Genomic DNA, 15,847 nt, shown 5'->3' with positions numbered 1-15,847 from the left:
GTATACATTTTTTCGAAAACAAAACCCCGGCCTCTGGGGGAAGCCGGGGTTTGCGCACTGCCATCTATAAGGTTACTTCAGGAGCGCTAAGGTTCATGTTTTTTGTAGTCTCTGGTTTATTTACCAGCGAATTTATCGGATGCAGCATCCAGTGCTTTGGCGAATTCTTCAGGGGTAATTGCATCAGAAAGCAGGCTTTGATGCGCCTCCATTACCTTTTGCTTGAACTCATCGTCACCCACATCCTGCAGTGGAGTACCGCTGGAGGATGTCATCGAGCTGAACACTTCAATCAATTCTTTTTGCAGCTGGGTTTCGTTACCCGTTAGGAATTGATCGAATTGCTGCGCAGGTGTACCCGCGCCGGCTTGCCATAGCATTTTAGACCAATGCTCTGGAGCGAAGAAATATTTCAAAAAATCAACAGCGGCTTCAACATGTTTGGAATTTTTGCTGACTGCATATCCACCACCATACCAAGCGGCATCATCGGTTGCTTTACCTTTATCTGAAGCTGGGAAAGCGAAAGCACCTACGTTATTGCGGAATTCTTCAGAGAAGTTCTCGTCTGTTGCCAGACCCGACTCCCAAGCGCCCATAAAGAACATGGCAGCTTGCCCTTGTCCGAACAAGTTGCGTGCAGCACCGTAATCGGCAGTCAGCCAGCCATCGGCAAAACCTTTAGCATCGGCAAATTGCTGCATTTCAGTTGCGGCTGCAACGAGACTAGGATCTGTAAAGGATATTTTACGCGCAACAGCTTCATCCATTGTATTGAAATCGCCAGTCTGACGTTGGGCTACAAATTCATACCAGATAGGCAGTGTCCAAGCGTCCATACCATTCATAGCGATCGGGTTAATTTTCTTGGCACGAAGTGTTTTGACGGCGGCAAGCAAATCATCTGTGGTTTTTGGAACCTCGATGCCGTTGTCAGCGAATATTTTTTTGTTATAGTACATGACCATGTAGTCGGCACCACGCGGCAAGCCGTAAAGTTTACCATCTTTACTGAAGCCGTCCATGGATCCGGACACAAACTGATTACCTTCGAAGTCAGCGCTGTTCAGTTCAAGCAGCAGATCGTTATCCAGCAGCGGACTCAGGAAGGAGGGCTGACCCCAGGCTTGAATGATATCAGGCAGCTGATTGCTGGAGGCATACACTTTGATTTTTGATTTGTAAGGCTCATCTTGAAGCGCTTCCACTTCAATCTTGACGTTAGGGTTCTCTTTCATGTAAGCATCGATAATGTCTTGCTCTACCTTACCTGAACCATTTGCCCGATCCGCGAGCGCGGTGAAGAACTTCAGTGTGATTTTTTCGGCGGCTGTGTTTTCCCCTGCACTTGCTGTTGCTTCGGCAGTAGCTTCGGCCTTGTCATTTGTAGGTGCATTGGTAGCTTTCGCATTGTTATTTCCGCCACCGCAGCCTGCCAGCAGAGCTGGTAGCATTAGACTCATAAGTGCTAGCTTTATTCCTTTACCTTTCATCAAAAACCCACCTTTTTTATGAGATATATTTCCACGAGAACGGCTGTCATCAAACGAGGACGACAATGTCGTTTCTTCTTGCATCCCCATCTTAAGAGTTTATGACCGATAGAAACATGGTCCATATTTAAGAACTATGTAGGCATTTTTCAGTGATTGTAAAAAGCTGGTTCAGGGTTTAATGATTTCAGTTATACTTGGTTTACACATTTATTGATTATACATGAAGGTGGTTCTCATGAATCGAAACATCCGCTTATTAAGCCGTTATCGCCATCTTCCTCTCCAGTTTAAGCTGTTATTATGGTTTGTGCCGCTGCTTCTCGTGACTATATTCGCTATGGGGTGGAACTCCTATCAGATCTCTTCGCAGCAGGTGGTGGAGAAAATGAAACAGTCACAGGATCACCTGACCCGAAAAACAGCAGAGCAGATTGATGAGATGGTGAGGGGAATGATTTCTTTTTCCAATACACTCTTTCTGGATGAAAGTGTGCAGCGGCTCTTAGTGTCGTCAGAAGCACAAAAAGAACGAAATTCCGTATTTAAAACGGTCACCAACCTGATGGTCGCTGGCAACTCGATTCAATCCCTGATTCTATACGCTTTGGAAGACCAGAATAACGGGGCGGAGCCTTTTGCTGCGAACCAAGCCGGATTGACAACTGGCATGAAGTTCTCTAACTTTATCCAAACCTCGTACTACAAGGAAGCCGTTGAAGCCGCAGGCAGTCCAACCTTTGGATTGTCCAGACCCACGGATGGCATATTTGTTGGTGATCATTATCATAAGATTGTACTTTCCAGAATTATCAAGAATGTATATACTTTAAAACCGGCAGGGCTTGCGGTGATCGGGGTCGATGCTGGTAAGATTGGAAGCCAATATCTAGACAACTCTGAAGATGATGTAGATATGTTTGTGGTAGATCGAGACGGGCTCATCATTACGGCTTCTAACAAGAGCTGGATCGGCAAAAGAGATCTTGATCTTCCGTATTTTGCGGACAGCGATCCTAAGTTGAGCCTAAAGGAGAGGCTGGAGTCTACAGCGGATCACAAACAGTGGATTGTCTCGCATCTGCAGTCAGAAACGACGGGTTGGTATGTAGTGGTGGTGCATTCCAAACGGCAGCTTGTCAAAGAGCTGGGACAGATTTCACAGGTCACGGTGACGATCGCTTTTCTGTGCTTAGCAGTTAGCTTAATGGTTACCTGGCTCGCCGCCGCTTCAATAACCAAACCGCTGAAAAAGCTTTCCCGCTCCATGCGCAGATTCCAGACAGGGGATTTCACGCAGCGCGTATTTTTTGAAGGAAATGATGAGATTGGTCTCTTGGGCCATGGTTATAATCTAATGGTGCAGCGGATCAAATCGCTCATCAATGATGTATATGCCTCCAAACTGAAGCAGCAGGAAGCAGAATTGAAAACGCTTCAGGCGCAGATCAGGCCGCACTTTTTATATAACACGCTGAATACGATTTGTTGGGAAGCTGAGAAGAAGGGCGACAAAGAAATAGCGGATATGGTCTATTCGCTTTCTCAAGTATTCCGGCTGAGCTTAAATGATGGGCGGGATACGTTTACATTAGAACAGGAAGTAGAGCTTGTGACGAATTATTTGTTCCTGCAAAAAAATCGGTTTCGAGAACGTTTTGAGTTCGAAATTGCCTTGGATGAGAGTATCAAGGATTTCACAGTTCCGAAGCTGCTGCTCCAGCCACTGGCGGAAAATGCAGTGATTCATGGGATCGAGCCACTGGCTGGAAGTGGACTAATCTCGATTCGCGCCTTCCGCAAAGATAGAACTATTGTACTCGAGGTTCAAGATAACGGGGTGGGAATCACGCCGGAAAGACTTCAGGAGCTACATCAGCGTTTAGCGAGAGGAAGCTCTATTTCGGAGGAAGAGGAGAATGCTGGACGTTCGGGGTTTGCACTCTCGAATGTACAGGAACGTTTAGCTTTGTTTTTTGCCGGAGCCTCATTGCAAGTAGAGAGTGTAGAAGGAGCAGGCACACGTATTATCATTCATATCACTGTGGAGGGTCCCTAAATGATGAAGCTGAAGCTGCTGATTGCTGAAGACGAAGACACCATCCGTGAGGGTATCGTCAATATGATTGACTGGAATTCGCATCAGATTGAGGTAATGGGCGAGGCGGGGAACGGAAGTGAAGCGCTGGCTCTGATGGAGTCTGAACAGCCGGATTTATTGTTAACGGATATCCGCATGCCGCAGATGAATGGTCTGGAGCTAATCGAAGCTGGACGGCGTCGCGGTTACGACTTTCGCTCGATTATTTTATCTGGATACAATGAGTTCTCTTATGCGAAACAAGCGATTGCGCTGGGGGTTGTCGATTATGTGCTGAAGCCGTGCCGGCCGGAAGAAATTCTGAAGACGGTACTCAAGGCTAAGGAGCTAATTGAAAGGCAGCGTTGTCAGGAGAATGAACAGCTAAAAAGAGATCGTTCCTGGCATAAAAATGCACCGCTTGTCAAAAGCCAAGTGCTGTCCCAATGGATTCATCATCCTCCGGTTCCGCTGGAGCGGCGGCAGGAGCTGATCGGTGAGTTAGCTATGGCTATTAGCCATGAAGGTCCGCAGATTGGGCTGGTCAGCTTTGATTTTGATCCTCCCTCTGCTGGTGGGTCTGGACAGGATTTTGTACTTTTACGTTACGCGGCCCTAAATATTATTAGTGAGACCTTGTCTCCTATCTATAAAGGAAAAATCGAGACCTTTCATGATGGCAATCTCCTGCTCTGGATCGGCAGTGGTTTAGCTGGAACGGATTCCCGCAAGTCTTACCGAACCCCCATCTATTTAAAAGAGCAAATCGGGATGCTGCAAAGCAATCTGGAGAAATACCTCAAGCTGTCAATCAGTATTGCTGTAGGCTCCTGTCGTGCGGATATTTCGGAAGCTCACCTGTCTTATAAAGAAGCGCTTCAGGCCATGGAATCCCGCTTTCTGAACGGGAAAGGCGGCGTTTATTTTTATACAGAAGGCTCGGGAGTTATTGGGGGTGGCGCACAGGAGATCGGGATTTTAGATGATCCTGAATTAAATGTGCTGGAGGATGAGATGCTTGTGGCAGTCGGTGCAGGAAGTAATGAGCTTGCCCTCGATCTGCTGGAGCAATGGCTGGAACGTTTTCGCGGAAACCCCGGATGCCTCAAGCAGGAGGTGAATATTCGGGCAACAGCTTTTGTCGTTCGCCTTAAGAGGCTTGCGCAGGAAAAACAAGTAGCTGGATTCGAATGGAAGCAGCATTTGGTCAATTGGATGGAGCAGGCACCACAGATCGAGACGCTGGAAGAATTGTCTACGATCCTGAATAAGATCATGCAGAATGTGGTGGAGGCTTTTTCTAAACATCGCCCTCTGCATCGAACAGTAGTTACAGCGCTCGAGATCATCCGTAACAAATATAATACCAATCTGTCTCTGGAATATGTTGCGAAGGAAGCTTATGTATCTAATACTTATTTAAGTTCACTGTTCCGTCAGGAGCTGGGTGTGAATTTTCTCGATTATTTGCATCAATACCGGGTAGAAGAGGCAAAAAAGCTGCTCCGCCAAAACTTAAAAATGTACGCTGTTGCAAAGTTAGTAGGCTACGGGGAAGAACGCCACTTCAGTGCTACTTTTAAGAAATGGACCGGACTTACGCCCTCACAATATCAAAAGGGACTAGGGAAGTAGGAGCAAATTGTTATCTACTAGGCTTTGTGTGGTTAAACTCTACATATAGCTAAATAGGAGGTAACCGAGAAATGAACCCGAAATGGTGGAAAGAAAGTGTCGTGTACCAAATTTATCCGATTAGCTTCATGGATAGTAACGGAGATGGGATTGGAGACTTGCAAGGAATCATATCCAGACTGGATTATTTGCAGGATTTAGGTGTAGACGTGATTTGGGTCTGCCCTATTTATAAATCACCAAACCATGATAACGGTTATGATATCAGTGATTACTGTGACATTATGAAGGAATTTGGCACGATGGATGATTTTGACCATTTGCTGAGGGAGATGCACGCACGTGGGATGAAGCTGATGATGGATTTGGTTCTGAACCATACGTCACATGAGCACCCATGGTTTGTTGAATCCAGATCGTCGAAGGATAATCCGAAACGGGACTACTATATTTGGCGAAAAGGAAAAAATGGAGGTCCCCCGAATAACTGGGAGTCTTATTTCAGTGGTTCGGTGTGGGAGCTTGATCCGCGGACCGATGAATATTACCTTCACCTCTATTCCAAATATCAGCCTGATCTGAACTGGGAGAATCCGGTGGTCATTGATAAGCTGCATGAGATGGTGGAATGGTGGCTGAAGAAGGGTGTGGACGGATTTCGCTTTGATGCCATTGCACATATCGTGAAGACGAAAGGTTACCCGGATGCGGATAATCCAGGTGGAACACCTACCGTACGGGCTTATGGAATGTTCTCCAATCTGGCAGATGTGCATACCCTGCTACAGAATTTATATGATAAAGTGCTGTATTTCTACGATATTATGACGGTAGGAGAGACCTCAGGACTTGGACCGGAGCAGGCGCTAGATTATGTAGGTGATGGTCGCCGGGAGCTGAATATGACTTTTCAGTTTGAGCATATGTTTCTGGATGCCGCTTCGGCAGGTAGTGGAAAATGGGATGTCGTCCCATGGAGTCTACTGGAGCTGAAAAAGATTATGAGTAATTGGCAGACGGTTCTGCATGACAAAGGCTGGAATGCGAATTATCTCTGCAACCATGACCAGCCGCGTGCGGTTTCCCGGTTCGGAAACGACCTTTTTTACCGGATTCCTTCGGCCAAAATGCTGGCGACCTTCATTCACATGCTGGAAGGCACACCTTATATTTATCAAGGCGAAGAAATTGGAATGACGAATGTCTGTTTCGAATCCATTGATGATTACCGGGATGTAGAGACGCTTAATTATTATGAAGAAAAGCGAAAAAACGGCGTTCCAGAAGAGCAGATTATGTCTGCCATTCATCATAAAAGCCGGGATAATGCCCGCACCCCGATGCAGTGGGACGATGGTCACGCAGGTGGTTTTACGACGGGGACTCCTTGGATCGAAGTGAATTCCAACTATATGGAGATCAACGCTGGCAACGCGATTAAAGATCCCGATTCCATCTACAACTACTATAAACAGCTGATTGCCCTGAGAAAAAAACATAAAGTCATCGTTTATGGAGCCTACGAGTTGTTGCTTGCAGAGCATACAGAGATATATGCGTATACCCGGACATTGGAAGATCAGCGGCTGCTGGTTATTCTGAATTTTTATGATGGAGAGCCTGTATTCGAATGGCCAGCAGAGTTCCAACCAGAAAATATAGAGCTGTTAATTTCTAATTATTCCGTGGAAAAAGATGAGCAGATCCAACCGCTTAAACTTCGACCTTATGAAGCACGAGTATATTTGCAGCAGCTTGTGTAAAGGAAGCTGCAGGAATGAGTTGTCATGAAGGGGCTGAACGCTCACTGTGACAACTCTTCTTTGAGTTTGTGAGTAAAAGACTGTACAATGGCGATACATTAACATACATAGAGTGGAGTTACAGGAAGACGCCTGTGGGAGGAGAGACAACATGACTGAATGGTATGAAAAGAGCTTCGGAGAGGATTATCTGGTCGTATACAAACATCGAGACTTTGGTGGAGCTCGTAAAGAAGTTGAACGAATGATCTCGTGGCTGGGACTACCACCAGGCTCCAAAGTGCTGGATTTATGTTGTGGGATGGGACGTCATTCACTGGCGCTTGCGGAAGCAGGGTACGAGGTAACTGGAGTGGACTTATCAGAGGTATTGCTGCGTGAGGCAAGATCTCAAACAGGAGCGGAGCAGGTAACTTGGCTGCGTTCTGACATGCGTGACCTACCGTTAACTGGAGGTTTCGATGCTGTGGTTAATCTATTCACTTCCTTTGGTTATTTTGAAGAGGATGAGGAGCAGGTAAAGGTTTTGCGTGAAATCTATCGGATGTTGAAGCCGGGTGGCAAGTTTGTTATTGATTATCTGAATCCTGCGTATGTGATTCGTCATCTGGTGCCGCATTCTACCCGCGAGGATGGAAAAAATCTGATTGATGAGTCGCGGCGGATCGAGGATGGGTACGTGAAGAAGGACATCATTTTAACCTCTAAAAATGATTCTACACCTCGCCAATATCATGAACGTGTGAAGCTGTATTCCTTGGAGAAATTCAGCGGGATGATCGAGGAAGCGGGTTTACAGCTCGAAGCTGTGCATGGCAGCTATGAAGATGAGGTTTATAATGCAGAAAGCTCCACGCGGATGATTTTTAGTGGAATTCGATCGTAATGGTATCAGGAAAAAGATTCAAAGGCGGTGATCGCACCATGTCTAAGGCGGATATCACTTCATGGGACGAGAACATTCTTCAGGTCTCGGTGCCCATGGACTCGCCGCTTCGTCAAGTGAACAGCTATATTCTGCCCGATGAGGATGGCAGAATTACTATTATTGATCCCGGTCCGCGTAGCCCGGAGACAGAAAAATGCTGGCAGGCGATCCTGCAGGAGCTGGGATTGTCGTGGAAGGACGTGCGGGATATCGTCGTAACACATCATCATCCCGATCATTATGGATTGGCGGGATGGTTGCAGTTACAGACCGGATGTAAGGTATGGATGACTGAACGTGCTCATGCCGAAGCGATGTTGATGTGGGGCAGTGACACGGATATCAATGAAGTTTTGCCGTTATATTTCATCGGACACGGAATGTCGGAAGAATGGTCGAGTGGAATTAAAGCGCATTTGGAGAGCTTTGACACGCAAGTGGAGCCGCAGCCGGTTGTAACTTATCTGAATGAGGTAGAGCCTTTTGGGATGGGTGGCCGTGAATGGCAATTGATTGTAACTGGCGGACATGCACCGGGACATGTGAGCTTGTATCATGCGGGCAGCGGGCAAATGATCTGCGGCGATGCTGTGCTGCCGCAGATTTCTCCCAATGTCAGCCTGCTTCCAGGCAGCGATCCACAGCCGCTGCAGACGTTTCTTCAGGGGCTGCGGGAGCTGGGCAGCTATCCGGTCAGCATGGCGTTCCCGGGTCATCGGGAACCGTTCACGGGCTTCACGCACCGGGTCAGCAGCCTGCTCGCTCATCATGAGGAGCGGCTGGATACCGCTGCAGCCTTGCTCGCAAACGGCCCGCTGAGCGGCTTCGCAGTCTGCGAAATTCTGTTTCGCAGCCGGGTAACCACCGTTCACCAGATGCGCTTTGCGATGAGTGAGACACTGGCGCATTTAGCGGAGCTGATGCGCCGGGAGCGGGCTGTGATGATAGAGGCGGACGGTGCTATATTGTTTGCAGCATCTGAAAGTGCTGGAGACCATGTTAGTTAGAGTTTCTAGCGGGCTCGAAGAGTGATGAATGATGATTGATGGAATGAATTGAGATGTGAAGGTTATGATCGAGTAGAGGTACAGAGCAGTCCTGTGTTATTGGGACTGCTCTTTTTTTGGTTTTGGTTTTAGTGACTAAGGAGAGAGTATAATTCGGTGCTATTTATATGAATATTGAGCTCCTCAGTCCGATCGCATACCAAACTAACCTTTGATTACATACTCATGCGTTAGGCTGATCATTTGGACTAACATTTGATTACTTTACTTATGCGTCACACAGATCATTCGGACTCAGATGCCGCTATTCGTGGGTTTTGGGACTTTTGAGGTTAGTATCGGACCGGAGAGGCGTTATTGATAGTGCAGAGGGGAGTTATTGGTCATTTTTGAGTGAATAGCGACTCTGGAGTCCGAAAGTGACTAAATCAAGGGAGTTTTATGGAAATAGGGTCACCTGAGTCCGATCGCATTACCAAACTAACATTTGATTACTTAACTCATGCGTCAGGCTGAACATTCGGACTAACATTTGATTACTTTACTTATGCGTCACACAGATCATTCGGACATAGATGCAGCTATTCGTGGATTTTGGGACTTTTGAGGTTAGTATCGGACCGGAGAGGCGTTATTGATAGTGCATAGGGTTATTATTGGTCATTTTTGAGTGAATAGCGACTCTGGAGTCCGAAAGTGACTAAATCAAGGGTGTTTTATGGAAATAGTGTCACCTGAGTCCGAACGCATTACCAAACTAACATTTGATTACTTTACTCATGCGTCACACAGATCATTCGGACTCAGATGCCGCTATTCGTGGGTTTTGGGACTTTTGAGGTTAGTATCGGACCGGAGAGGCGTTATTGCTAGTGCAGAGGGTAGTTATTGGTCATTTTTGAGTGAATAGCGACTCTGGAGTCCGAAAGTGTCCAAATCTAAGGGGATTGTGAGTATAGTGTCACCTGAGTCCGAACGCATTACCAAACTAACATTTGATTACTTAACTCATGCGTCAGGCTGAACATTCGGACTAACATTTGATTACTTTACTCATGCGTCACACAGATCATTCGGACTCAGATGCCGCTATTCGTGGGTAGAAACACATCTTGCCGAGTAACTAAGTGTTGGTATTGACTAATTGGGGAATTCCTCCCTGTTTTTTGAGGATTGTTGAGGTGTAGAGTGGATATTAGGGAATTTCTCCCTAATATTCTACGAATGTAGCTATAAATTAAGGTTTTCGTAAAGTTATTAGGGAAGAATTCCCTAATAACTTAGGTTTTGAACGATTTTCGGTATTTTTTAGGGAGTTTTTCCCTAAAACGGTCCCAACCCAACCCAACCCAACCAACCCAACCTCAAAAAAAGCGATTGTCTCATAACCCGCAAGGGCTACGAAACAATCGCTTTTTAATTCTCAGAGTGTACCCAAAACACCGGTTACTCCGGTTGTTTTTCATGTTCTGCAAGTTTCCTTGCAGCTTCTTCGCGATCCTCAGGTGAATGCGGAAGTTCGAGGTCTATCTCACGCTCCGCTTGCTTACGGTGTGCGATTCGGCTACTAGCTGCAGCGGCTACAGCTCCGACGATATCGTCCAGAAAGGTGTGGATCTGCCCGGTGTTTTTGTCGTTCAACCGTTCAAGAACGCCTGGCTTAAGCTTGTCCACATAACCATAGTTGGTGAAGCCAATGCTGCCGTATACATTTACGATGGAGAAAGCCAGAATCTCATCCACTCCGTATAATCCCTCATCATTTTCGATCATATCCTGAAGCGGCGGAAACAACTTCCCCTCCTCCGCGAGCATGTCCAATTGAATGCCCGTAAGTACTGCATTTTGCACTTCCCGTTTGCTGAGTACCATCTCAACGTTATGGACACACTCTTCCATTGTTAAGTTTGGATAATATTTTTTTTGCAGAAACATAACGAGCTCTGCGATTTCCTGCAGGTTCACTCCACGCTTATTCAACCACACTTTGGTCGCATCTGCGACTGCCTTGCTGTTCAGACTGTAAGGTATTTTTGCGATTGGTTCATCAGCCATGATTAGTCACCTCGTAAGTTAAGTCTTTGCATTACAACGTTCGTTAGCATGATGTTAAGCGCTGGTGTTATCTCAGATTGTACGTTTAGAAGAAGTATTTGTCCAGAAAGCGGAGTCTATGTGAATTAAAATCTAGATCCAACCCAACCTGAAAATAAAGTACACAGGCTTTTCCAACAATTTAGGATAAGCAGTTGTTATTTTTTGGACAAAGGTCTCGTATACATAGCAGTACAAATGCTATCTAACCTTGAAAGGGGTAATAAATGATGAAAACAATGCAACAAATCCGCGGGATTTCCGCGGTCTGCCTACTCGCAGTTCCACTGGCACTGTCCGGTTGTGGCTTGTTCGGTTCGGAATCAGCATCGATTGATGCTCCGCCACCTGAGGTTGAAGCGCAGATGCTACAGACAGAGGGAAATAACACTTTGGATTCAGGTGTATTTGGTCCAGTGGCTCAGGATGATGCACAAACAGCTGTTAAGGACAGCACCAAAACCGCTAAAGCAACGGATAAAACAACGGCTTCCGGTGACCGGACGACCGTATATTTGGAAGATGGAAACGGCTTACTCGCTCCAGTGTCGCTAAATCTGCCAAAAAGCAAAGATTCCAGCACGCTCAAGAACTCTTTAATGGCATTAGTGAATAAGGGAGAATATGCGTCCTCATTGCCAGAAGGCTTCCAAGGCATTCTACCAGCTGGAACTGAGGTGCAAAGCATTACGGTAGACAAGTCGAATCTGGCAGTTGTTGAGTTCAATTCGGAATTTAACAACTACGATGCTGCGGATGAACGCAAAATCCTTGAAGCGATCACTTGGACGCTGACCGGTCAAGATGACATTAAAGGTGTACAGTTCTGGGTAGATGGTAAAAAGCTTACGGAAATGCCGCTTCAAGGTACTCCGCTGGATCGCCCGCTGTCCCGCACAATGGGCATTAACCTGCCTAAACAAGGTCCATCTTTGATGAACTCTAGTGCGGTTACTGTTTATTTTTCCACAACATCTCCTGACGGTATCCAATATTATGTTCCGGTTACGCGCTTTGTACCCGCAGGGCAAGAACAGCTGACAGCTGCTATAAATGAACTGATTGCGGGACCTGAATCTGGAGATGGTCTGGAAATGGTTATGACACAGGGCACATCACTTGATTCGGTTGAAGCCGGACAAAACGGTGTTGTTACTGTATCCTTGAATGACGATATGTTCGCAGATGGGAAGGAAGTTCCTGCCGAATTGCTGGAATCGGTTGTTCTGACTGTTGCGCAAAATACGGAAGATGCTTTAGTTCAAATTCGTTTGAACGGCAAACAATCGATTACCGACACTGACAATGTGGACTATAGCAAACCTGTTTCTGCACCTGAATTTTTGAACGAGCTCCCGTTATAGAATGACCTTCTAAGGTTTAAAAGATGCTTTTGTGCCTCCTCTTTGGTAGAATAAAAGTTGCTCAAAAAGACGTAACGTCCCGAACGGTGAACTGCCGCAATGAACAACAGGGAAACGGGACTCACACTAAACTATTAGCTATACGATGTAGGAGGCAGAAAAGATGAGATCAAACGGGCGAACTGACGACCAATTACGACCGCTGACAATAACGACCCAAACGAATAAATATGCTGAGGGCTCCGTGATCATTGAGATGGGAGACACCAAAGTCATTTGTACGGCTACTGTAGAGGAAAAAGTGCCTCCGTTTCTTAAAGGACAAGGAAAAGGCTGGGTAACTGCCGAATATTCGATGCTTCCACGGGCCACCCAGTCCCGTAATCAACGTGAAGCTGCACGCGGTAAACTTACCGGACGTACAATGGAGATCCAACGGCTGATCGGCCGTGCGCTTCGCTCCGTGGTGAATTTACAAGCGTTAGGTGAACGCAGCATTACGCTGGATTGTGATGTGATTCAGGCGGATGGGGGAACTCGGACGGCTTCGATAACAGGCGCTTTTGTTGCCATGGCATTTGCTATTAATAAAATTGCACTACAGCACAAGCTGGCTGTTTTTCCTATAACAGACTTTTTGGGAGCAATTAGTGTAGGTGTTGTAGGGGATAAAACACTGCTCGATCTGAATTATGAAGAGGATTCCAAAGCCAAAGTGGATATGAATGTAGTCATGACCGGCGGCGGTGCTTTTGTTGAGGTACAAGGAACTGGCGAAGAAAGACCATTCTCGCGTCAAGAGCTGGATCTTTTGTTGGGTCTAGGTGAGAAAGGGATTTATGAACTGATTGCCGCACAAAAAGAAGCGCTCGGAGCGATTGCTCTGAAAATCCCTTCCGGCCAGCCGGGCCAAGAGGTGTAACATGAATTCCACAGGCAATATTCTCATTGTCGCTACGAAGAATAAGGGGAAGGTGCGCGAATTCGAGCACGCTTTTGCCCCGCTGGGCCTGACAGTTAAGAGTATGTATGACTATCCGCATCTGCCCGATGTGGTAGAAGACGGAGCTACTTTTGCAGAAAACGCATTTAAAAAATCCAAAGCCGTAGGTGACGCACTTGGAATTCCGGTACTCGCTGATGATTCGGGTCTTTGTGTAGATGCTTTGGATGGCAGACCTGGTGTGTACTCTGCACGTTTTGCAGGTGAAGATGCTACGGATGGGGAAAATAACCTAAAGCTGCTTAGCGAGCTAGAGAGATTGAAACAGGGGGAAGACACAGATCAGCCTTTGCTGAGCACGGCTAGGTTCGTCTGTACTTTATCGCTGTACGATCCAGTTTCCAAGCAGGAGCTAACCGCAGAAGGTGCGGTCGAAGGTTGGATTACTTCAGAACCATCAGGTGCCGGTGGTTTCGGTTACGACCCGCTATTCTACCTGTCGGAACATGAAAAAACTATGGCCGAGCTTACGCTGGAGGAGAAGCAGCAGATCAGCCATCGAGGAACTGCACTGCGACTGCTGACGGCGAAGCTGGAGAAGAAACTGGCGGCTGAAGGCGGCCTATCGCCGGAATAGAGTTTTTTTAAAAAGTGGGGGTGTCCAAAAGCCGCGAAATGGCTGTGAACTGCACCCCGTCAAGTAGACAGCACAAAAAATAAAAGTAGTTTAAGCGGCCTTAGTCCTAAATTCAATGGGACTGAGGCCGTTTAGTTTTGCCTGTAACCGTTCGTTATTATAAAAGTGAATGTAGGTATCAATATCTGTTTGGAGTTCTTCAAAGGTCTGGTAGGTATGTAAGTAGTACTTCTCACATTTCAATGTTCCCCAGAAGGATTCCATCGGCGAATTGTCAATGCAGCAGCCTACTCGGGACATGCTTTGCTTCAGTTCTGCATCGTCCAGCATCTTCTTAAAATGCAGAGAGGTATACTGGAAACCACGGTCGCTATGGAGTAAGGTTCGGCTCTCCGGTGCTGCCTGCAAAGCTAATTCCAGTGTGTTAAAAACTAGCGAATTATTATTGGAATGACCCAGAACGTAAGCAACAATGGACTTGTCATACAGATCTTTTATTGCACTTAAATACGCCTTCTTGCCGTTGCCGTATTTGAATTCCGTTACATCCGTTACCCATTTTTGGTTTGGAGCTTCAGCCTCAAAATTACGGTTCAGCACATTCTCTGCAACCTGCTGAGGCGTGGAGCCTACATACTTCTTTCTCTTTCTGCGGATGACTGACTGGATACCTTGGCATCTCATCAGCCGGTACACTCGCTTTGCGTTAATAGATTTATCCATTTGTCTGCGCAAATGCAGGGTCAATTGGCGATACCCAAAGGTTCGTTCCACCTTCTCATACAAGAGGAGCATGGCCTCTGTCAGTTTCTCGTTGTCAGCCTCTCGAAAACTGGGTTTGCGATTCAACCATTTGTAATAACTTGACCGTGAAATCCCTGCGATGTCACACAAAAGCCGAATGGAGCAAGACTGTTCCTGCTGAACAGCCTGAATGGCCAGGTAGATATTCACCTGGCGAATGGTTCTTAACGCCTCCTCTTTTCGAGTTCCTCTAACTTTTTTAGAAAAGCATTCTCCGCACGCAGGCGTGCATTCTCGTATTCCAGCTTTTGCATCGCGAGTTTGTGGCGATCTGCTTCCGTAAGTTCTTCAGGCGCTTTGGTGCGTCCTCTACCGTCTCGTAATGCCTCTTCACCACCTGCTTCGTACTTCTTTACCCAGCTATATACTTGTTGGTAAGACACGTGAAAATGGCTTGCCGCCTTCGCATAGTCTTCTCCGTTCGAAAGGCAGTACAGCACGATATTTATCCGTTCCTGCCAAGTGGTTACGCGTCCTTTGGTCATAGCTTTAGTTCCTCCTGAATGAGCTGTTAAGCTGTTGCTATGACCATTATACTTCCTAATCCAGTTGGCGAGTTGGGTTGCACTTGCAATCTTATACTTGCAGATGATTTGGTTTTGCGACAATCCTCCCTCGAGATAATCCTTAACGGCATAGAGTTTAAGTTCTGCAGAATACGTACGATTGTAGCTTCGGACTTCCAGCCCTTCGTATCCATACAATTGATAACGTTGCCGCCACTTCACTATAGAGTTTTTGGATATTCCATACTTCCGGGCCGCAGCTTTCAAACCAATGTCGCCCCGTTCAATTTCTTGGAGAATCGTTAACTTTTCCAGTGCTGTATACTTTTTTTGTTCCATAAAAATGCTCCCCATACAGCGACAGGTTTTTATTATTTCACCTGTCTACTATATGGGGAGCATATCACTGCTGGGCACCCCCGTTTTTTATACCTTCCCTTTGAACTAAGCCTCAAACTTCGTTCGATTCTAACACATTTACCCGTATGAAGCTGCCACCCGGACACAGCTGACCTTAAACGTAGCTATTTCCGATAATTGAGATTCTACTGGACCCCAAAGTCGCTATGGGCACGAAAAACACCCCAAAAGAA

At 46.5% G+C, this 15,847-nt stretch carries 11 protein-coding genes; 8 read left to right on the top strand and 3 right to left on the bottom strand.

The genetic code is table 11. The features are described from left to right. Positions 1 to 116 precede the first annotated feature (116 nt). The gene (locus tag MKZ16_RS26350; protein ID WP_076103658.1) at positions 117 to 1,493 is read right to left on the bottom strand and encodes an extracellular solute-binding protein; all 1,377 of its coding nucleotides are present in this window, start codon (positions 1,491 to 1,493) and stop codon (positions 117 to 119) included. Positions 1,494 to 1,731: 238 nt separating this feature from the next. Between MKZ16_RS26350 and MKZ16_RS26345 the strand changes: the two genes are divergently transcribed. The 5 genes from MKZ16_RS26345 to MKZ16_RS26325 all read left to right on the top strand — a co-directional run bounded on the left by MKZ16_RS26345 (position 1,732) and on the right by MKZ16_RS26325 (position 8,906). Then, positions 1,732 to 3,552 (top strand): sensor histidine kinase, encoded by a 1,821-nt coding sequence (locus MKZ16_RS26345; protein WP_076103657.1) that lies wholly within the window; start codon positions 1,732 to 1,734, stop codon positions 3,550 to 3,552. Then, positions 3,553 to 5,208, top strand: coding sequence for a response regulator (locus MKZ16_RS26340; RefSeq protein ID WP_038573084.1), 1,656 nt, complete (start codon positions 3,553 to 3,555; stop codon positions 5,206 to 5,208). A 71-nt stretch (positions 5,209 to 5,279) separates the two neighbouring features. Then, a complete protein-coding gene (locus MKZ16_RS26335) occupies positions 5,280 to 6,971 on the top strand; it encodes an alpha-glucosidase (protein ID WP_076099470.1) in 1,692 nt (563 codons plus the stop codon). A gap of 151 nt (positions 6,972 to 7,122) precedes the next feature. After that, entirely contained in the window at positions 7,123 to 7,857 is a 735-nt protein-coding gene (locus MKZ16_RS26330) for a class I SAM-dependent methyltransferase (RefSeq protein WP_076099469.1), read from the top strand. A gap of 38 nt (positions 7,858 to 7,895) precedes the next feature. After that, positions 7,896 to 8,906: an MBL fold metallo-hydrolase gene (locus tag MKZ16_RS26325; protein WP_076103729.1), complete on the top strand. Its 1,011-nt coding sequence runs from the start codon at positions 7,896 to 7,898 to the stop codon at positions 8,904 to 8,906. Between the two features lie 1,446 nt (positions 8,907 to 10,352). On the opposite strand, the gene MKZ16_RS26320 is transcribed toward MKZ16_RS26325, so the two are convergent. Further along, on the bottom strand, positions 10,353 to 10,961 hold the full coding sequence (locus tag MKZ16_RS26320; protein ID WP_036686950.1) for a phosphatidylglycerophosphatase A: 609 nt from the start codon (positions 10,959 to 10,961) through the stop codon (positions 10,353 to 10,355). A 269-nt stretch (positions 10,962 to 11,230) separates the two neighbouring features. On the opposite strand from MKZ16_RS26320, the gene MKZ16_RS26315 reads away from it, so the two are divergent. The 3 genes from MKZ16_RS26315 to MKZ16_RS26305 all read left to right on the top strand — a co-directional run bounded on the left by MKZ16_RS26315 (position 11,231) and on the right by MKZ16_RS26305 (position 13,944). Further along, a complete protein-coding gene (locus tag MKZ16_RS26315) occupies positions 11,231 to 12,364 on the top strand; it encodes a GerMN domain-containing protein (protein ID WP_179088460.1) in 1,134 nt (377 codons plus the stop codon). A gap of 163 nt (positions 12,365 to 12,527) precedes the next feature. Further along, a complete protein-coding gene (rph, locus tag MKZ16_RS26310; protein ID WP_036686952.1) occupies positions 12,528 to 13,286 on the top strand; it encodes a ribonuclease PH in 759 nt (252 codons plus the stop codon). A gap of 1 nt (position 13,287) precedes the next feature. Next, positions 13,288 to 13,944 (top strand): XTP/dITP diphosphatase, encoded by a 657-nt coding sequence (locus MKZ16_RS26305; protein ID WP_038573081.1) that lies wholly within the window; start codon positions 13,288 to 13,290, stop codon positions 13,942 to 13,944. Between the two features lie 90 nt (positions 13,945 to 14,034). Here MKZ16_RS26305 and MKZ16_RS26300 read toward each other — a convergent pair. Continuing rightward, positions 14,035 to 15,593 (bottom strand): IS3 family transposase gene (locus tag MKZ16_RS26300; RefSeq protein WP_094903917.1). Its coding sequence is split into 2 segments (ribosomal slippage): positions 14,035 to 14,960 and positions 14,960 to 15,593, totalling 1,560 coding nucleotides; the frame shifts between segments, so codons are not numbered across the junction. Between the last annotated feature and the right edge of the window lie 254 nt (positions 15,594 to 15,847).

The organism is Paenibacillus sp. FSL R5-0928 (genome assembly GCF_037970385.1).
GTDB lineage: Bacteria > Bacillota > Bacilli > Paenibacillales > Paenibacillaceae > Paenibacillus_AQ > Paenibacillus_AQ odorifer.
Note: the sequence above shows the minus strand (reverse complement) of the source record. Positions and strands in the feature narration are given on the sequence as shown.